Origin of the sequence: Akkermansia sp. GGCC_0220, assembly GCF_017566105.1 — a bacterium.
GTDB classification, from domain to species: domain Bacteria; phylum Verrucomicrobiota; class Verrucomicrobiia; order Verrucomicrobiales; family Akkermansiaceae; genus Akkermansia; species Akkermansia massiliensis.
Genome location: NZ_JABFCI010000020.1, coordinates 13,395 through 28,764, shown reverse-complemented (window position 1 = coordinate 28,764; position 15,370 = coordinate 13,395). Strand labels below are relative to the sequence as shown.

The following is a 15,370-nucleotide window of genomic DNA, read 5'->3' as shown; positions in this document are numbered from 1 at the left end:
ATAGGTATATATGCCCAACTTTATACTACCTATATTTTTTGTGATATTCATATTCGTATGTACCGCTCATGCAGAAGATGGAGAGAATACAGGTGAACTCAACATAGAATCTAAGACAGAACTATATTCTGCCAATTTGTACATAAAAGCAGAAGATAATGATGTTTCTGAAAAAGAAAAGGAGGATGATCGAAAGAGAGATAAAATAGGTATGGGGGAGACGATAGAGCTTACTCTGTCTGGAAAAGAGGCATTAGTTGGAGATCCAAGTAAAATCGAATGGAAAATCGTGGGGGAAGGAGCAAATTTTGTTGGAGAGACTAAAGGAAAGAAAAAAGTTACTTTGGAGATTTCGAATGAATTGAAAGAAAATATTTCCTTAAAAGTGCAGGCTATTACGGAAGGTCAAAAGGTAATAGAGGGAGAAACTAAACCTGCAGAAAAAGAATTTTTTATCAAAGTTCCGTCTCACCTTACAGCTCAACATGCACGAAAAGCCCCAAAGAGCCAAGAGCGAGGGATTCCTGCAGTAATTAATGGCGTTCTGATGAGTAAAGACGGATGGACTGAAATACTAGGAGCATCTGCGCAATTGGAAGTTACATTTTATCCAACAAATGTCAGTTTTCAAAAGGTAAGAATTAAGGAATTTTCAGAGGATGATAATAAAAAAGTATTTCCCAGTTTGGGAGGAAAACATGAAACTACAGTTTCCGGTTTTCTTATTTATGGAAATCGCTTTTATGATAATATAGCAGCACGCATAACTCTGCCTTCTTTTAAAATAGAAAAACATAACTTGTCTCAAGATTGGACATGGGATTGCTCTATTAAAGTAGTAGGTAGTGAGGATAAAGAAATTTTAGTTGTCCATAAAACAACTCAGTTTTTTGATTGGCGATGGGTGGATATAAATAAATCAGCTGTAGTTGCAACAGTTCGAAAATTTGAAGGTTGTCAGGTAAAAAGAGATAATCGACCAGGAAATAGGCATAGTTATACTGGAGGGCAATCAATTAAACTCACACCAGAAAATGAATAATATTATTATAAATTGTACATTAGGCATAGCATGTATATTTGTTGCTCAAGGCGACTCTGTTACTTTTGACAGAAATGTTTCAATTCCTGTATATCCTCAGGAACTCTTAGAAGAAAAAGTAGGGGATTCGCTTCTCTTGTTGAGGGAGATGCTTGTTAATAATGAATTGGAGAAATTTTATGAGAAGGCTAAAGCGGATTTACAGGCCTCTTCTGTAACTACAGAATTAACTAAGGATGAACTTGTGGAAAGGCTTTGGATATTGTACTATATTTCGCTTGCTCCCATGTATCCTTTGAGTTTAGAGTCAGGTGGGGGAAGATATAATAATGATGATGATATTTCTGTAAAATATTCTGCTTGTACATTTTTAGACAGCATTTTTGTTGAAAAAATTGCTAATGATCTTGATGTTCAAGTTGATCAAATAAAATTTTTGTACGCTGAATATTATTCTCGCATACTGAAGAATTTGCGTGAATCATACGATCCTTTGCTTGAGAAAAAAGAAAAAAATAGACTGGATTTATTGAATAAAGGAAATTTTAATAATAAATTAAAAAATTGGGAAGAAGGTGTTAATTATCGGAATCATTTAGGACGTCTCCGAACAAGAAACGAGATTATCAAATTTAAAATTGATTCTCTGGAAGAAGATTTTGCTCCGATGTTAGTGAGATATTTTTCGAATAAAGCTAAAGATGTACGCAAGTATCTTAAAATGGCCGGGTATGAAAATAGGGAGGCAAATGATTTAATAGATCGATCAATAGGAAGAAATCCAAAAACAGAATTTCTTTATAAAGGTCGACCCATGATGAAAAAGTAATGTATTGATTGTTGAATTCTACGGGAATACTTGAAGAATTCGTGTTTCCCAAAAGTAAGGAAACGATGCGTTGACTGCATTACAGAATATATGAGTGAAGGAGAATAAACTTTCCAGAGTTGCTCTCAACATGGTATTGAGAATGGCATTGATTTTCGCCTGTAAAAAGCATAAAAAAGGTAAATAAGGTAATGTATGCTTAAGATTTTCCTATTTTTCTTTTTATTTTTGTTGCCGTTGCATGCTGAAGATTTGCAACGGCAAAGGCTGGCGTGGCAGATGGAGGGAGGGGATGTGAGGAATATTGCCGGGCTGTGCCGTCAGTATGTGCAGAAGAAGTTTGAGGCTCAGAAGACGTTTTCTGTAGAGGCGTTGCTACAGGACCGGGATGTGGCCCGGGCTTGTTATATGGCCCATTTCTTTTCCCTGGTGGGAAAAGACAGGACGTATCTTCTGCATGAGTTGAAGGATAAGGAGTATGTACAGTGGCTGTTGGAGCATCCGGAGGTGTTTGAAAAACTTTCTTTTGCCCATGCTTCTGGGAAAGATACGCTGGCTGTTTTGCGTAACATTTGGTTGAAGGAAGGGAAGGAGCTTTCCGGGGTTGGCCTCAACATGGCATTGGGTGCGGCGTTGATTTCTACGTCCCGGGAGCCGGAGGCATGCGAAGCCCGGTATGATTTTTACAAAAAGTCTTTTGCGGAGAAAAAACTGTTTCCGCAGTTCATTACGCTGGAACCGTGGGAATTCGGCATTCTTTTCCGGGGCAGGGAAAGTATTGAGGAGCTTGCCTGGGCACAGGATTACCTGGCTGGCAAAAAGAAGATCAAGGCGGGGAACGCAGGGTATGCCTGTTGCGGTCTGATCCCCTACCGGATGAAGAATAAGCAGGGAATCAGCGTGCATGCCGGTGGAGCGTTCTACGATCATAAACCTATTTCTTTGCAAATTTACGTGGAGTATGGGGGTGTGTGCGGCGCCGTTTCCAAAGGGGCGGCCGGATTTGTGAAGGCGAAGGGGATTCCTTCCTACACAATCGGCCAGCCAGGGCATTGCGCCTTTGTGTGGAAGGGGGCAGACGGAGAATGGAAGATAGGAAATAACATTTATGGCTGGATATGGTCGGAAGGCGGGTCCGGCGGACCGTGGAAAGGTTCCGTTTCCACGATTACAGAGCTCCCCCGTTTTTGGAAGGGGAAGGATGCCGCTGCATCCAATCTCTGTTATTATTTATCCCTGCTGGCTGCCGATCCACAGAAGGCGGAAGCACTGCTGAAAGAGGCATTAAAACGGAATGCCTCCAATTATCCCGCATGGCAGGCCTTGATGAGAAGGAATGTCCGCCTGGCGGAGAAAGATAAATTGGCTTTGCTGGAACAATTCAAGGAGGCTTTTCCCGGAAATCCCACTCTTTGGGAGTATTTCATGAAGAATGAACTGGGGCTTGATTGGAAAAAGGCGAATGGCTATGCCGTTTATCCAACATTGCTGGCGCAAAATGAATCATGGGATTCCGTAGACGCGTATATGCGCAATTTCTGCGCTTTAGCCCGGAAAGATATTCCGGACATGGCCGGAAAGTTGCCTTATGAGGTGAAAACCAAGAGAATCTTTTTCAAAAACTGGCTGAAATTTTACCAAGAGAACAAAATCGACCGGAAGGTGAGGGTACAAACCTGCGCTGTGCTGGAAAAGGCGCTTCCTTCGCTCTTGAGTCATGAAAAAACGGCATTGCAGTTTCTAGGGTTTTATGGGCAGGTGCTTGATTTATGGAAAGACAAGCAATTGTCGGCCCGGGCCGATACCTTCCTGACGGTATGGTTGAAGGAAGTAGACAAAGCTTCCGTACGGAAGAAGATGGCGGAAATAGGTCTGAAAGTAGCCGAGCATCTGGGAGACAAAAAAGCGCTGGTTCGTTATGCGGAGACTCAGGCTGGATATTGAATAGCGTGATTCTTTCTATCTACATAGAATAATCGTCTTTTCTGGACTGGTTGGTGATCAACATGGTTTGAGATTATTCAAACTTATACGGTCAATAGTCTGGTAGATGAAGAGAAGTATCTATGTAATTATTGTTAATTTTATGTTGCCAGGTATAGTGGTTTTTTCTTGGATTATCTATTTTTTGCTCTATCATATGCTTTGATGAAATGACACCTGGTGGCAAGTTTACTCGTATTGAGTATGTTATCTGTAGGTCCTGCCAAGAATGCAACCAACCCTTGTAGAGTGGAATTAGTAGGTATCATGTTTTTTACCACTCCTATTGGTTCGGAGGTTCCCAACATAGCAGGTTCCCAGGATGAATTGGAGATTGATTGGGAGAGTGCTGCAAAAGATTTACTGGAAGAAAAATTAGGATCTGTCGTTTCGGTGAGAGTGGATACAATTTCATTGTTGGCATTTATTAATTCAAATGGGAAATTTTTTGCAAATGTCCGTTTAGTGTACGCTTACAGATTTCTTCACCATCATAAACCTGTTACTGCATGGAAATTGAAACAACAGAATAACTTGATGGATAACGGTATAGACTATTATCAAGTTGGGACGGCTGGAGTAAGAAGTGCTAAAGCGGCCGTTTTAAATGCTAAAAGAAAAATTCTTAGTGGCTTGGAAAAAGAATTGAAGGAACAATGTAAAGAACATCAGTAAATAATTATGAAATATTTAATGCTATTTAATGCTTGGATTTTTTGTTTTGCAGGCATTGCAGATTCAAATGCCGTCGAAAGCAATATTTCTGTACTGGAGGGAATTGGTTATGAAATGACCAATCCCATTTCTGTAAAAGGAGTTAAATCAAGAAAAGAACTTGATGAATATTGCCGGAATTATGTATCACAACATCTTCCTTCTTATGAAATAGGAGATACGATGATTTATATTTTAGGACAAGATACTGTACTTGAATTGGAATGCCGGGAGAAGGAAGGAAGCGCAAAAGTTTCATTGTATTTTAACATCTCGGAGTATATGGATAAAGTTAAGAAACAGAATAAGAAGTCTAACTCTAAATTCTTAAAATCCGTGAAACCGATGGATTTCCCGGAAGGGATTTCCTTACGCAAGCCTATTGTATTAAAAAAGGCTGTCACCCGTGAAGAAGTACAGAAACAGCAAGAGCAATATTTGGAAAAAAAGTATCCGGGTTATAAAATCACCCGAAAGGAAACCTGGATTTTCCATAAGAAGTTTTTGGAGAGGGTGAGTTTGAAAAAAGATGACGAGGAATTAATCGTCAATTTTGATGTTTCCGATTATATGAAAGAGTATGAAAAGAAGCATCAGTTAAAGAAAATTCAATTGTCTCCTGGTGTAGAAAGAGTGGAACTGCAACACGCGCCCATTCCGTGAACCGTGAAGCAATTCCGCCGGGTTGGAGAGTCTGTTTTTTCTCCCGGATTCAACAGCAATCATATCAGGCTGTGCCGCATCGGAATCTTATGCCTCCTTTTCTTCCCGGAACCGTTTCAGAGGAATGGTGATGGTGAAGACGGTTTCCCGGTGGGGAGTGCTGGAGACGGTGATGGCGCCGTCGTGAGCCTCCACGGCGCGTTTGACGATGGAAAGGCCCAGGCCCGTTCCCTTGATTTCCGAGGAGTGGTGGGTTTCCACCCGGTAGAAGCGGTTAAAGAGGAAGGGAAGGCTTTCCGCGGGGATGCCTACGCCCGTGTCCGTGACGGTGATCACGCAGGCTTCCGGTGTTCTGGCCGCGGCCACAGTGACGGAAAGGCCCGGTTCCGTGTTTTGCTTGAGAGCGTTTTCCACCAGGTTGAACAGAACCTGCGTCCAGTAGAAGGGGTCCCCGTAGAGTTCCCAGTCCGGCGGAATGTTCATGTGCAGGGCGGCCTGTTTTTTCTCCCGGATGGAGTCCAGGCGGGAGAAGACATCATCTACGCAGGAGGTGAGGTGGAACCATTGTTCCTTCAGGATGGCCTTGTGGCCTGATTCCAGCTTGGAGATCATGAGCATGTCTTCAATGATGTTCATGAGCCGCTGGCTGTTCTGGTGCATGACGCCGATGAATTTGCGCGCCAGTCCGGGGCTTTCCTCCATCAGATTGTCTTCCATCAGGTTTTCCAGATATCCCACGATGATGGTGAGCGGGGTGCGCAGCTCGTGGGAGGCGTTCGCCACGAAGTCCCGGCGCATCTGGTTGGTGAGGTAGTTTTGCGTGACGTTGCGCAGCAGGATGCGTTTTTCCTTGATCGGGGTGTCCGTGATGGCGCTGTCCAGGTGCCACGCCGTGATGCCGTTTTGCACTCCGCCGGGGGAGTTGGCGGCGCTCAGCGTAAATTCCTTGGTGACGGGGCCATCCGTGTCAAAGGCTTCCTGAACATGCCCCAGCAGTTCCTGGTTGCACACCAGGGCTCCCACTTTGCGTCCTTCCAGCCTTTCTTCCTGAAAGAGTTCTTTGGCCAGCGTATTGGCCAGCACGATGTGCCCGGCGGGACCGATGAGCAGGAAGGCCTCACCCAGAGCTTCCAGAAAGCGCCGTTTGTCCACGATGGCCTGTTCCTGGGCTTCCTCTCCGCGTTTCAGCAGGCGTTGGGCGTCCCGCAAGGCCTTTTTCCGGGCTTTCATGGCGGACCGGCATACCTGGACCAGGTGCCAGTTCAGGTACAGGGAGGCCAGAACAAGGATGATGAGGATGTAGTCGATGGCCGACATGGAACCGGAGCGTTAGACCTCTTCCTCCGGGGGACGCCGCCCCGGCAGGGTAAAGCGGTAGCCGATGCTGCGGACGGTTTCAATGCAGTCCGCATAGGGTGCCAGTTTCTGGCGCAGCCGTTTCATGTGCGTGTCCAGCGTGCGGCTCTGGGCCTGGTGGCTGTATCCCCACACGCAGCTGAGCAGGTCGTTGCGGTTCAGGGTCTGGCCTTCCCGTTCAATCATGTAGATCATGAGCTTGAATTCCGTGGCCGTCAGGTCCACTTCCTCCTTGTCGATGTAGAATTTGAGGGCGTTTTTGTCAAACGTGAAGGGCCCGTATTCCGCGATGACGCTGCCCGGCGTGTGTTCGCACCGTTTCAGCACGCTGCCTACGCGCAGCACGAGTTCCTTGGGGCTGAATGGCTTGGTCACATAGTCGTCCGCTCCCAGCTCCAGCCCCTGGATGCGGTCTTCCGCCTGGGCCTTGGCGGTCAGGAAGATGACGGGAATGTTCTGCGTGCGGCTGTCCCGGCGCAGCTCTCTCAGTACGCCGTGGCCGTCCATGCCGGGCATCATCTGGTCCAGCAGAATCAGTTCCGGCCTGTCCCTGCGCGCCACTTCCAGCGCGGTCAGGCCGTCATAGGCCGCCAGGGGCGTGTGGCCTGCGCGTTCCAGGTTGTAGGCCACGAGGTCTGAGATGGCGTGATCGTCTTCAGCGATAAGAATGGTTGCCATGGCTGTTTTTTACGATGAAGGAAGGGGCGGTGTCCCGATATTAGATGTGACGATTCGTTCACATTTCCCCGTCCGGAAGGGTGTTCCGGACAGCTAAAGTCTTTCCTTATGCAAACAGACTGTAACGGAGGCGTTTCCGTTTTGCAAGACTGGCCTAGATTCAACTTCTCTTCCCTGCGTCATGTGATACACTTGCGCCGCAACAGTTATATTGTTATGCGAAGCGATAGAGTTAAAGCAGGGTTCGAGCGTGCGCCGCACCGCAGTCTGATGCGTGCCACGGGGATGACGGATGAGGATTTAAGCCGTCCCTTCATTGCCATTTGCAATTCCTTTAATGAGGTGATTCCGGGCCATGTTCACCTGAACAAGGTAGCCGCCCTCATCAAGGAGGAAGTGCGCAAGGCCGGAGGAACTCCCGTGGAGTTCAACCTGCCCGGCGTTTGTGACGGCATTGCCATGGGCCACGGCGGCATGAAGTTTTCCCTGGCCAGCCGTGAGTTGATCGCGGACAGCGTGGAGACGATGCTGAGCGCCCACGCGTTTGACGCCATGATCTGCATTCCGAATTGCGACAAGATTGTTCCCGGCATGATCATGGGCGCCCTGCGCTGCAATATTCCCACTATTTTCTGCAGCGGCGGCCCGATGGCCGCCGGCATGGCGGAGGACGGCACCGTACTGGACCTGAACAGCGTGTTTGAGGCCGTCGCCCGCTTCAAGGCAGGCAAAATCAATGCGGAGGAACTCCATTCCCTGGAATGCCGCGCCTGCCCCGGCGCCGGTTCCTGTTCCGGCATGTTTACGGCCAATTCCATGAATTGCCTGAGCGAGGTAATCGGCCTGGCCCTTCCCGGCAACGGTTCCCTGCTGGCTACTTCCGAGGAACGCAGGGAGTTCTGGAAGCAGACCGCGCGCCGCGCCGTGGAGATGGCGAAGGCGGACGGCCCCCTGCCGCGCGACATCGTGAACCGTGACGCCATCGACAATGCCTTTGCGATCGACATGGCGATGGGCGGCAGCTCCAATACCGTGCTTCATACGCTGGCTATCGCCCGGGAAGCCGGCGTGGAGTATGACCTCCAGCGCATCAATGACATTTCCAAACGCACCCCGAATATCTGCAAGGTGGCCCCCTCCTCCCGCTTCCACATGCAGGATGTCCTGCGCGCCGGCGGCGTGAGCGCCATCATTCATGAGATCGCCAGGATTCCCGGGGCCCTCCACCTGGATTCCATGACCGTGAGCGGAAAGACGCTGGGTGAAACGGTTGAAGGATGCGGCATTACGGATGAAACGGTAATCCATCCGCTGGAAAAGGCTTATTCCCGTGACGGCGGCCTGGCGATCCTGTTCGGCAACCTGGCCCAGGAAGGCGCCGTGGTGAAGAAGGCCGGCGTGCATCCGGACATGATGAGCTTCCGCGGACCCGCCGTGATTTTCGAGTCCCAGGAGGAAGCCTGCGAAGGCATCCTTGCCGGGAAGGTGAAGTCCGGCGACGTGGTCGTCATCCGCAATGAGGGACCCAAGGGCGGCCCCGGCATGCAGGAGATGCTGGCCCCCACGTCCTATATCATGGGGCAGGGCCTTGGCGCGGAAGTGGCGCTTATCACGGACGGCCGTTTTTCCGGAGCCACCCACGGAGCCTGCATCGGCCATATTTCCCCGGAAGCGGCGGAAGGCGGCCTCATCGGCCTGTTGCGGAACGGGGATATTATTGAGTATTCCATTCCGGACCGTACGCTGAACGCCCATTTGAGCGAGGATGAGATTGCACGCCGCCGTGCGGACTGGCAGCCCACGTACAACAAGGTTTCCTCCTCCTGGCTGAGCCGTTACCGCCACCTCGCCACGAATGCCAGCAATGGCGCCGTTCTCCGGCGCGGGGAATAATGGCTCCCTTTTAAATGGCAGCCGCTTTCCCTGGTGGGAAAGCGGTTTTTTTATGACTGCCTCCGTTTCACAGGCGGCTGGCAAGCGGTATGGCCGGATTGCCTGCCCGGCAGGAATGAGCGGACGCCGGCGCATTCATGCCGGAGGCGGCCGCCATAAAAGGTCTGTCCGGTTAAAGCGGAACCGCTTCCCTCAACAGGAAGCGGTTCCTAATCAACAATTCATACTTTCCCGGGAAATTTTTCTATTTGGAGATTTTGAAGGGGCCGCCCATTCCTTCCGGGGAGAGAACGGTGGATTCATATTTGGTTGCCGAGTAGTAGCCCTCCGTTGCGGAAGTAAAGGTCATTTCTCCGGAGCTGGTGATGGTGGAGGGATGTTCCCCTCCGTCAGTCAGCGTCATGGAGAACCGGGCGGAAGCCGGACCCGGCGCATAGGAGTACGTTCCGGAAAAGCGGCCGTTCCCCGTTTCCAGCGTAGTGGGGGAGATGATTTTGTAGGAGACTCCATGGCCGTCCGTCATGCTGATGACGGAGCCTGTTTCCAGTGTTTGCGGGGGCTGGACTCCGGAGGAGTCCGATTTGCCGGAGCTGCCGCCGCAGGAGGCCAGCAGGACCGCACAGCCCAGCGTCAGGATGGGGCGGATTATTGTTGAAGAAGGCATGAAGAGAAGGGTTGAGGATTGCCTCCCCGGTCCCGTGGGGAACCGGGGAGACTGGAATAGGAACGCCCGTTAGAATGAGTAACTGACGGAGCCGTTGATTCCCTGGGCCGTCAGCCCGGCCCTGCTTTCCAGGGAGTACCCGATGCGGGCTCCCCATCTGCTGCCGAAGGCGGCGCTTACCCCTGCGTTGACGCGCAGGGCGGTGCGGCCTACGTTAACGCCGCGCGCCGTCCAGGTTCCCAGCTCACTGCTGACGGTTCCCTTGGGGTTGAGGCGGCTGAGGTCCTGCGCCACGGCAACCGTCACGCTGGGCGTCAGCGTGGTTTTGGCGCCTGCCGCATAGGTGCGGGAGAGAGTGACGCCTACGGGCAGCGTCCAGTTCTGGGCGCGTGCTCCGCTAAAGGTCCGGGCCAGGTCTCCGTGTTCGGAGAAGCTGTCCGTCTTCCCGGTCATGAATTCCAGCCCGGCAAACGGCGCGATGACCAGTTTGCTGCGGAGCTGTTCCGTCCAGGTGGCATAGACGGCGGCTCCGAAGGAGTCGGAATCAAATTTCCCGCTGGCGGAGGTGTCCGCCATGCGGGCCTTTCCGTCAAAGGACGTGGTGCCGAAGGCGGCATAACCGTCCAGGGCCAGCTTGGAAGCCCCTGCGGGCGTGTAGCGGCCGTAAAGCATGGCCATGAAGGAGTCCGCGTCATAGCTGGACAACCCTCCCTTGTCCTGGAAGGTTCCGTAGGACTGGCCGATGGCTACCCCAGCCAGGGCGGAGGAGGAGAGCTTGCAGTCCGCGCCCACGGCATAGCCGCCTGCGTCGTATTTGTAGCCGTCGATGCCGCTCCGTGCGCTCTGGTCTGTCCAGGAACCCAGTCCGCCCACCCATACGGAGCCGCGGCCTGAGGCCACCGGCGCCATGGCGATGGGGGAGCCCTTCGCGTCTGCGGACTGGACCGGCTTCGCCGCCGGAGCGTTCAGCCCCTGTGCGGCGGAAATGGCTCCCTGCGTCCTGCCCAGGGCGGCAAAGCCCTTGAGGGCGTCATTGGAGGCCCACGCCGCGTTGACCACGGTTTCACCGCTGACGGATTGAATCATGGCTGCCGCCGCGTCCGCGCTGGAGGTTCCCAGGAGGGTTTCAAAGAACCTGTGTGCGGCTGAACCGTCCCGGACTCCCGTCCGGGCCTGTTCCATGCCGGCTGCCGCGCCGGAGACGTTTCCGGAATATCCCTGCATGGGGGCGGCTACTCCGTGCATGTTCTGCGTCAACCGGATGGTTCCGTCTTCATGAAGTGCGGCGTTAGTGGAGACAAAGGCGGAGTTGAACAGGGGCAGTTCGCTGACATCGGCTCCGGTGATGGTGACGTTGTCCACGGAAGAAGTTCCGGCTGCGGTGTGGGTGAGGTCCCTTCCGTCGCCCGTTTCACCGGCATTCCAGAGCTTGATGGAGGAATGGCCGTTGAACGCGATGCCATTGAGGAGGAGGGAAGATCCCTCGCCCATTTCAATCACGGCGTTTCCGTTGAGTTCCAGCGTGTCGCCGGCCAGGGTGGAATCCTCCGTCAGAATAACTCCTCCTCCGTTGATTTCATAGTCCGTCAGGCCTTCAACGCCCAGTTGCGCGCCTTCCATGACCAGGGTGTCATCCACTTCAGCCAGATGGCCCACGATCAGGGAACCGGCTCCGGAATCCTGGATGAATGTTCCTCCGAATCCGTTGTCTTCCGTGTCCCGGCCGCCGTAGAGCAGGCCGCCGCTGCCCGTTTGCACCAGCGTGGCGGAACCGCGCGTCCACGGACCGTCGTCAAGGGAGTAGTAGTCCGCGTCGGAAATGCCGCTGTTGATGACGGTGACATCGTCCGCGGCGGAGTCCACCAGGATGACGGAGCCGTCTTCGGCAAAAATGTCGTTGGCTTCTTCCCCGGCCATATTGCCGTCAAAGAAGGCTCCGGAGCCAATCAGAAGAAGACGGTCTTCCATCAGATGGATGGCCCCTCCCAGTCCGGCGGCGGTGTTGTCCGTGAAGGTGACATTTTTGCCTATCCAGATATTGGCGCCTTCATTTTCAAATAAGTCGTCCACATTATCGCCCTCCTGCATTGCAAGATTGGTCGTCAGCTCGGAGGCGATGGCTCCGCCGTTGGCCCCGGCCGTGTTGCCGGAGAAGACGGAACCGCTCCCTACCGTGATATCAAGAACTTCCGTGGTCAGTCTGGAGGTGCGTTCCCCGTTTTCATAGGTGATGGCCTCGGCAATGTTGTTCTGGGCGAAGACGGCTCCGCCGGACCCGGCGGCCGTATTGCCGATGAAGCGGTTGTTTTCTCCAATGAGAATGTCTCCGTGCGCGTAGAGGGCGCCCCCTCTGGAAATATCCATGGCGGCGGACCTGCCCGGAGCCTTGCTGTTCATGAACGTGTTGCTGCGGCCCGTGGTGATTTTGTTTTCACGTTCCGTAACGGTAACGGTTCCGTTGAGGATGTCTCCGTTTTCATCCGTGTCAATGATGCTGGCGTGGACGAGGCTGTTATCCGCATCGCTGAAGGCGCTCATGTGGTAGACGGACGCTTCTTCCGTTCCCTGATAGGTCACGTTGTCCCCTAGTATGATGGTGTTTTCCGCGGCTACGGTGGTCATGGTCAGCGTAACGTTGTCGCCAATGACTACGTTCCCGCCATAAGTTCCTTCCGTGTATTCGCCGGAGGCCAGCACGTAGTCGCCGTCCGCGTTCTGCTTGAGCGTTCCTTCAAAGGAGATGGTTCCGCGGGAGGAGGCGCCTTCGTCGTCAATGGCTCCCACCGTATCCCCGGCCCAGATAGCGGCCATCTGGTTGCCGGAAAGGTCGTTATCCCCGGTGATTTCAGTATTGCTGCCGATGTAGATGTCTCCGCCTTCCGCATAGATATCCACGTCGTCCAGCGTGGAATTGGCCCCGATGGAAACGGTGGCCTGGTCTCCTACTGCGGTGGTTATGCGGACGGTACGGGTTCCGTCTTCCCCTTCAGCCATGGAGAAGGAATTCAGTTCCACGGATACGGCATCCAGCGTGACGGATGCCAGCTTTGCCCCTTCTCCGATGAAGATGGAGCCTTTCGCGTCCATGTCATAATTTTCAATGGAGCTGCCGCTGCCGATGGCGATGTCGCCGTACAGCCCCATGGATTCTTCCGTGCTGGTTCCCGGCAGGTAGGCTCCGTCTTCATCTTTCCTGGTAATGCCATGGGAAAGGACGAGGGCTCCCGTCGTAATTTCCGCCCGGTCCGTGGCTTTCAGGATGCTGTTGTTTCCCAGCAGTATTTCGCCGCCCGTGAACCGGTCTCCATCGCCTGCGGTGCTCAGATCGGTATCCGTCATCGTCACGGCTCCCGCGCTGAAGTCAATTCCTCCGCGGGCGCCCACGGATTCCGACTGGCCGATCAGAGTGCCGGACTCTTCGTTTTCGTAAACGGACGTGGTGTTGACGGCGCCTGTGGAGACGAGGGTGGAATCAGCCAGGGCAATATCTCCATGGGAGACAATTTGGCCGCGGACTCCGTCATTCATGGATAAATCCATTTCATTGATTTGGACGTCTTTTCCCAGCTCCATGGCAATTTCTCCCGGTGTGATAGTGACCACCGTGGAGATAAAGGCCCCTGTTTCTGGGTCCAGTCTGGTTTCTATGGAGGTGGAGTGGCTGGTGACGACGTCGTTCCGGTTGAGAATGGCTCCGTCTCCCGCCACCAGCTTGTTGTTTTCCAGGACAAGCCATGTGCCGTCCAGGGTGGAGCCGTCTTCTATGGAAAGGGTGTTTCCGGCGTCGCTCCGTCCGCTGAGCATTCCTTCCGTCATGCTGCCCACGCGGACGGTTCCTTCACCGTCCACATTTAGATCCTGCATCTCCACGGCGGACATGTCCTTGTAGTTGAAGTTGGAGATTTTTCCATGCCCGTCTGATTTGAGGACGATGGCAGCGTCTGCGGGCAATGCGCTCAATTCTATTCCTTCAAAGTCGATGGAGCCGGTAATGTTCAGCGTGTCTCCATTGGCCATCTGGTTCCAGGCGGTCTGGAATTCTTCCAGGGTGGAAGCTGTATATTCGGCGGCGAAGGCCTGGCTTCCAAGGACGCACATGGCTGCCAGCAGAGCCCGGCGCAGCGGGAGGGGTAAACGAAGATTCATGATTTGTTATATTCAGATTAATTCAAGGAAAAGTGGAAATGGGTGCCTTTTCCCTGCTGAATTTCTATGTACAGGATTGTTAATCCTGTGCGTCTGAATATATTCCGTCCGTTTTCCCGCCTCCGGCGCATGAACGGCGCGTTGTGCGGCGGAAGATTGAATCCACGGCTTATCTAACAAATAGATTTTTATTTGTACATAAGAAATTGGCCGTTAAAAGGGATTAATAGATGAAAATATTGTAATTTTTTTCTTGCTAACAGGATTAACAATCCTGTGCATGTATCATGCATTAATATCAAAAACATGGTGTTCGGAATGGCGAAACATGGAGAAAACCGGAATAAATATTTGGCGGCGGAAATGTTGTTGAAAGGAAGCGGTTTGAATATGCTGGATGCCGCCAGCCTGGCCGTGGAATTGCTGAGCCTGTGCGGGGGGCGCCGCAGCATGCGCCGGGCCAGAAAGGCAATTTTCCTGGGAGCGGAGGAATTGAGGAAAGGGGAAAAGACGGTTTCCTTTTCCGCCGCCGTGGAGGAGACGCTGAGGGCGAAGCGCGGGCTTCGTCCCACAACGCTGCGTGATATCAGGTATTTCACCGGAGCCTTGATGCGTAGGTGTCCGGAATTGAAGGATTTCCCGGTCCGGAAACTGACGCCGGAGCGTTGCGCGCGTTTTTTGGAAACTGCGTTTTCCTCCCGCAGGCAGCGTTACAAGGGCCGTGCGGTGATGAGCGGCGTGTTGTCCCTTTCCCTGCGGCGCGGCTGGTGCGGGGAAAATCCCATTGTCCGGGTGGAACCTCCTGCGTTCCGTGAACGGACCATCGCCGTTCTGGTCCCGGAAGAAATAAAAAGCCTCCGGGAGGTGGTGGAAATTCCTGAATTCCGTGACTGCGCTCCGGCGGTCTGGGTCATGCTGTATGCCGGCATCAGGCCGGGGGAAGTGATGCGTCTCCGCTGGAGTGACGTGGATATGGAAGAACGGGTCATTTCCGTAAGGTCCGTAGCCAGTAAGACGGGGGGAGTCCGGCACGTCACCATTCATGCCGTGCTCCGGCGGCTTCTGGCGGAATACGGGGCAGGGGAGAGGGATAGCTTGCTATGCCCTCCCAACTGGCCGGTGCGCTGGAGGCTGCTCCGGAAAAAGGCCGGGTGGGGCGTGCATCACCGCTTCGGGGAATGGAGCGCGGATGCTCTGAGGCATACCTATGCTTCCTATCATGCCAAGTGGTTCCGGGATTTTCCCCTGCTTCAGATGGAGATGGGGCACCGCTCCTCCTCCCTGCTGCGGGCGCGGTACCTGAACATGGAGGGAGTGAGCCGCGACAGGGCACGCCTGTTCTGGGAAGTGCCGGAACACGGAAGGAAAAAGCGGATCGTGCATTGCTGAAAAGGGAACGGGC

At 52.7% G+C, this 15,370-nt stretch carries 11 protein-coding genes; 7 read left to right on the top strand and 4 right to left on the bottom strand.

Annotated features, from left to right (window positions below):
- The first annotated feature begins 40 nt into the window (after positions 1 to 40).
- From HJW02_RS11895 to HJW02_RS11875, 5 genes are all read left to right on the top strand, one after another.
- A complete protein-coding gene (locus HJW02_RS11895) occupies positions 41 to 1,042 on the top strand; it encodes a hypothetical protein (protein ID WP_146018173.1) in 1,002 nt (333 codons plus the stop codon).
- Positions 1,035 to 1,871 carry a hypothetical protein gene (locus HJW02_RS11890; RefSeq protein ID WP_146018174.1) on the top strand — a complete coding sequence of 279 codons (837 nt, stop codon included), beginning with the start codon at positions 1,035 to 1,037 and terminating at the stop codon, positions 1,869 to 1,871. The genes HJW02_RS11895 and HJW02_RS11890 overlap by 8 nt, the downstream gene beginning before the upstream one ends.
- Before the next feature lie 195 nt (positions 1,872 to 2,066).
- A complete protein-coding gene (locus HJW02_RS11885) occupies positions 2,067 to 3,815 on the top strand; it encodes a hypothetical protein (protein ID WP_102733132.1) in 1,749 nt (582 codons plus the stop codon).
- Between the two features lie 243 nt (positions 3,816 to 4,058).
- On the top strand, positions 4,059 to 4,529 hold the full coding sequence (locus tag HJW02_RS11880) for a hypothetical protein (RefSeq protein ID WP_146023790.1): 471 nt from the start codon (positions 4,059 to 4,061) through the stop codon (positions 4,527 to 4,529).
- Positions 4,530 to 4,535: 6 nt separating this feature from the next.
- Entirely contained in the window at positions 4,536 to 5,231 is a 696-nt protein-coding gene (locus HJW02_RS11875; RefSeq protein WP_102728670.1) for a hypothetical protein, read from the top strand.
- A gap of 87 nt (positions 5,232 to 5,318) precedes the next feature.
- On the opposite strand, the gene HJW02_RS11870 is transcribed toward HJW02_RS11875, so the two are convergent.
- Together HJW02_RS11870 and HJW02_RS11865 are read right to left on the bottom strand one after the other, a co-directional pair.
- Positions 5,319 to 6,548 (bottom strand): ATP-binding protein, encoded by a 1,230-nt coding sequence (locus tag HJW02_RS11870; protein ID WP_102721231.1) that lies wholly within the window; start codon positions 6,546 to 6,548, stop codon positions 5,319 to 5,321.
- 12 nt (positions 6,549 to 6,560) lie between these two features.
- Complete coding sequence (locus tag HJW02_RS11865) at positions 6,561 to 7,265, bottom strand: response regulator transcription factor (RefSeq protein WP_022398179.1); 705 nt, start codon at positions 7,263 to 7,265, stop codon at positions 6,561 to 6,563.
- Positions 7,266 to 7,481: 216 nt separating this feature from the next.
- On the opposite strand from HJW02_RS11865, the gene ilvD reads away from it, so the two are divergent.
- Positions 7,482 to 9,158: a dihydroxy-acid dehydratase gene (ilvD, locus tag HJW02_RS11860; RefSeq protein ID WP_102721232.1), complete on the top strand. Its 1,677-nt coding sequence runs from the start codon at positions 7,482 to 7,484 to the stop codon at positions 9,156 to 9,158.
- 244 nt (positions 9,159 to 9,402) lie between these two features.
- Here ilvD and HJW02_RS11855 read toward each other — a convergent pair whose 3' ends face one another.
- Both HJW02_RS11855 and HJW02_RS11850 read right to left on the bottom strand, forming a co-directional pair.
- Positions 9,403 to 9,822 (bottom strand): hypothetical protein, encoded by a 420-nt coding sequence (locus HJW02_RS11855; RefSeq protein WP_022398177.1) that lies wholly within the window; start codon positions 9,820 to 9,822, stop codon positions 9,403 to 9,405.
- Between the two features lie 69 nt (positions 9,823 to 9,891).
- A complete protein-coding gene (locus HJW02_RS11850) occupies positions 9,892 to 13,968 on the bottom strand; it encodes an autotransporter outer membrane beta-barrel domain-containing protein (protein WP_102721233.1) in 4,077 nt (1,358 codons plus the stop codon).
- Positions 13,969 to 14,358: 390 nt separating this feature from the next.
- Between HJW02_RS11850 and HJW02_RS11845 the strand changes: the two genes are divergently transcribed.
- The gene (locus HJW02_RS11845) at positions 14,359 to 15,357 is read left to right on the top strand and encodes a tyrosine-type recombinase/integrase (protein WP_180970983.1); all 999 of its coding nucleotides are present in this window, start codon (positions 14,359 to 14,361) and stop codon (positions 15,355 to 15,357) included.
- Positions 15,358 to 15,370: the final 13 nt, after the last annotated feature.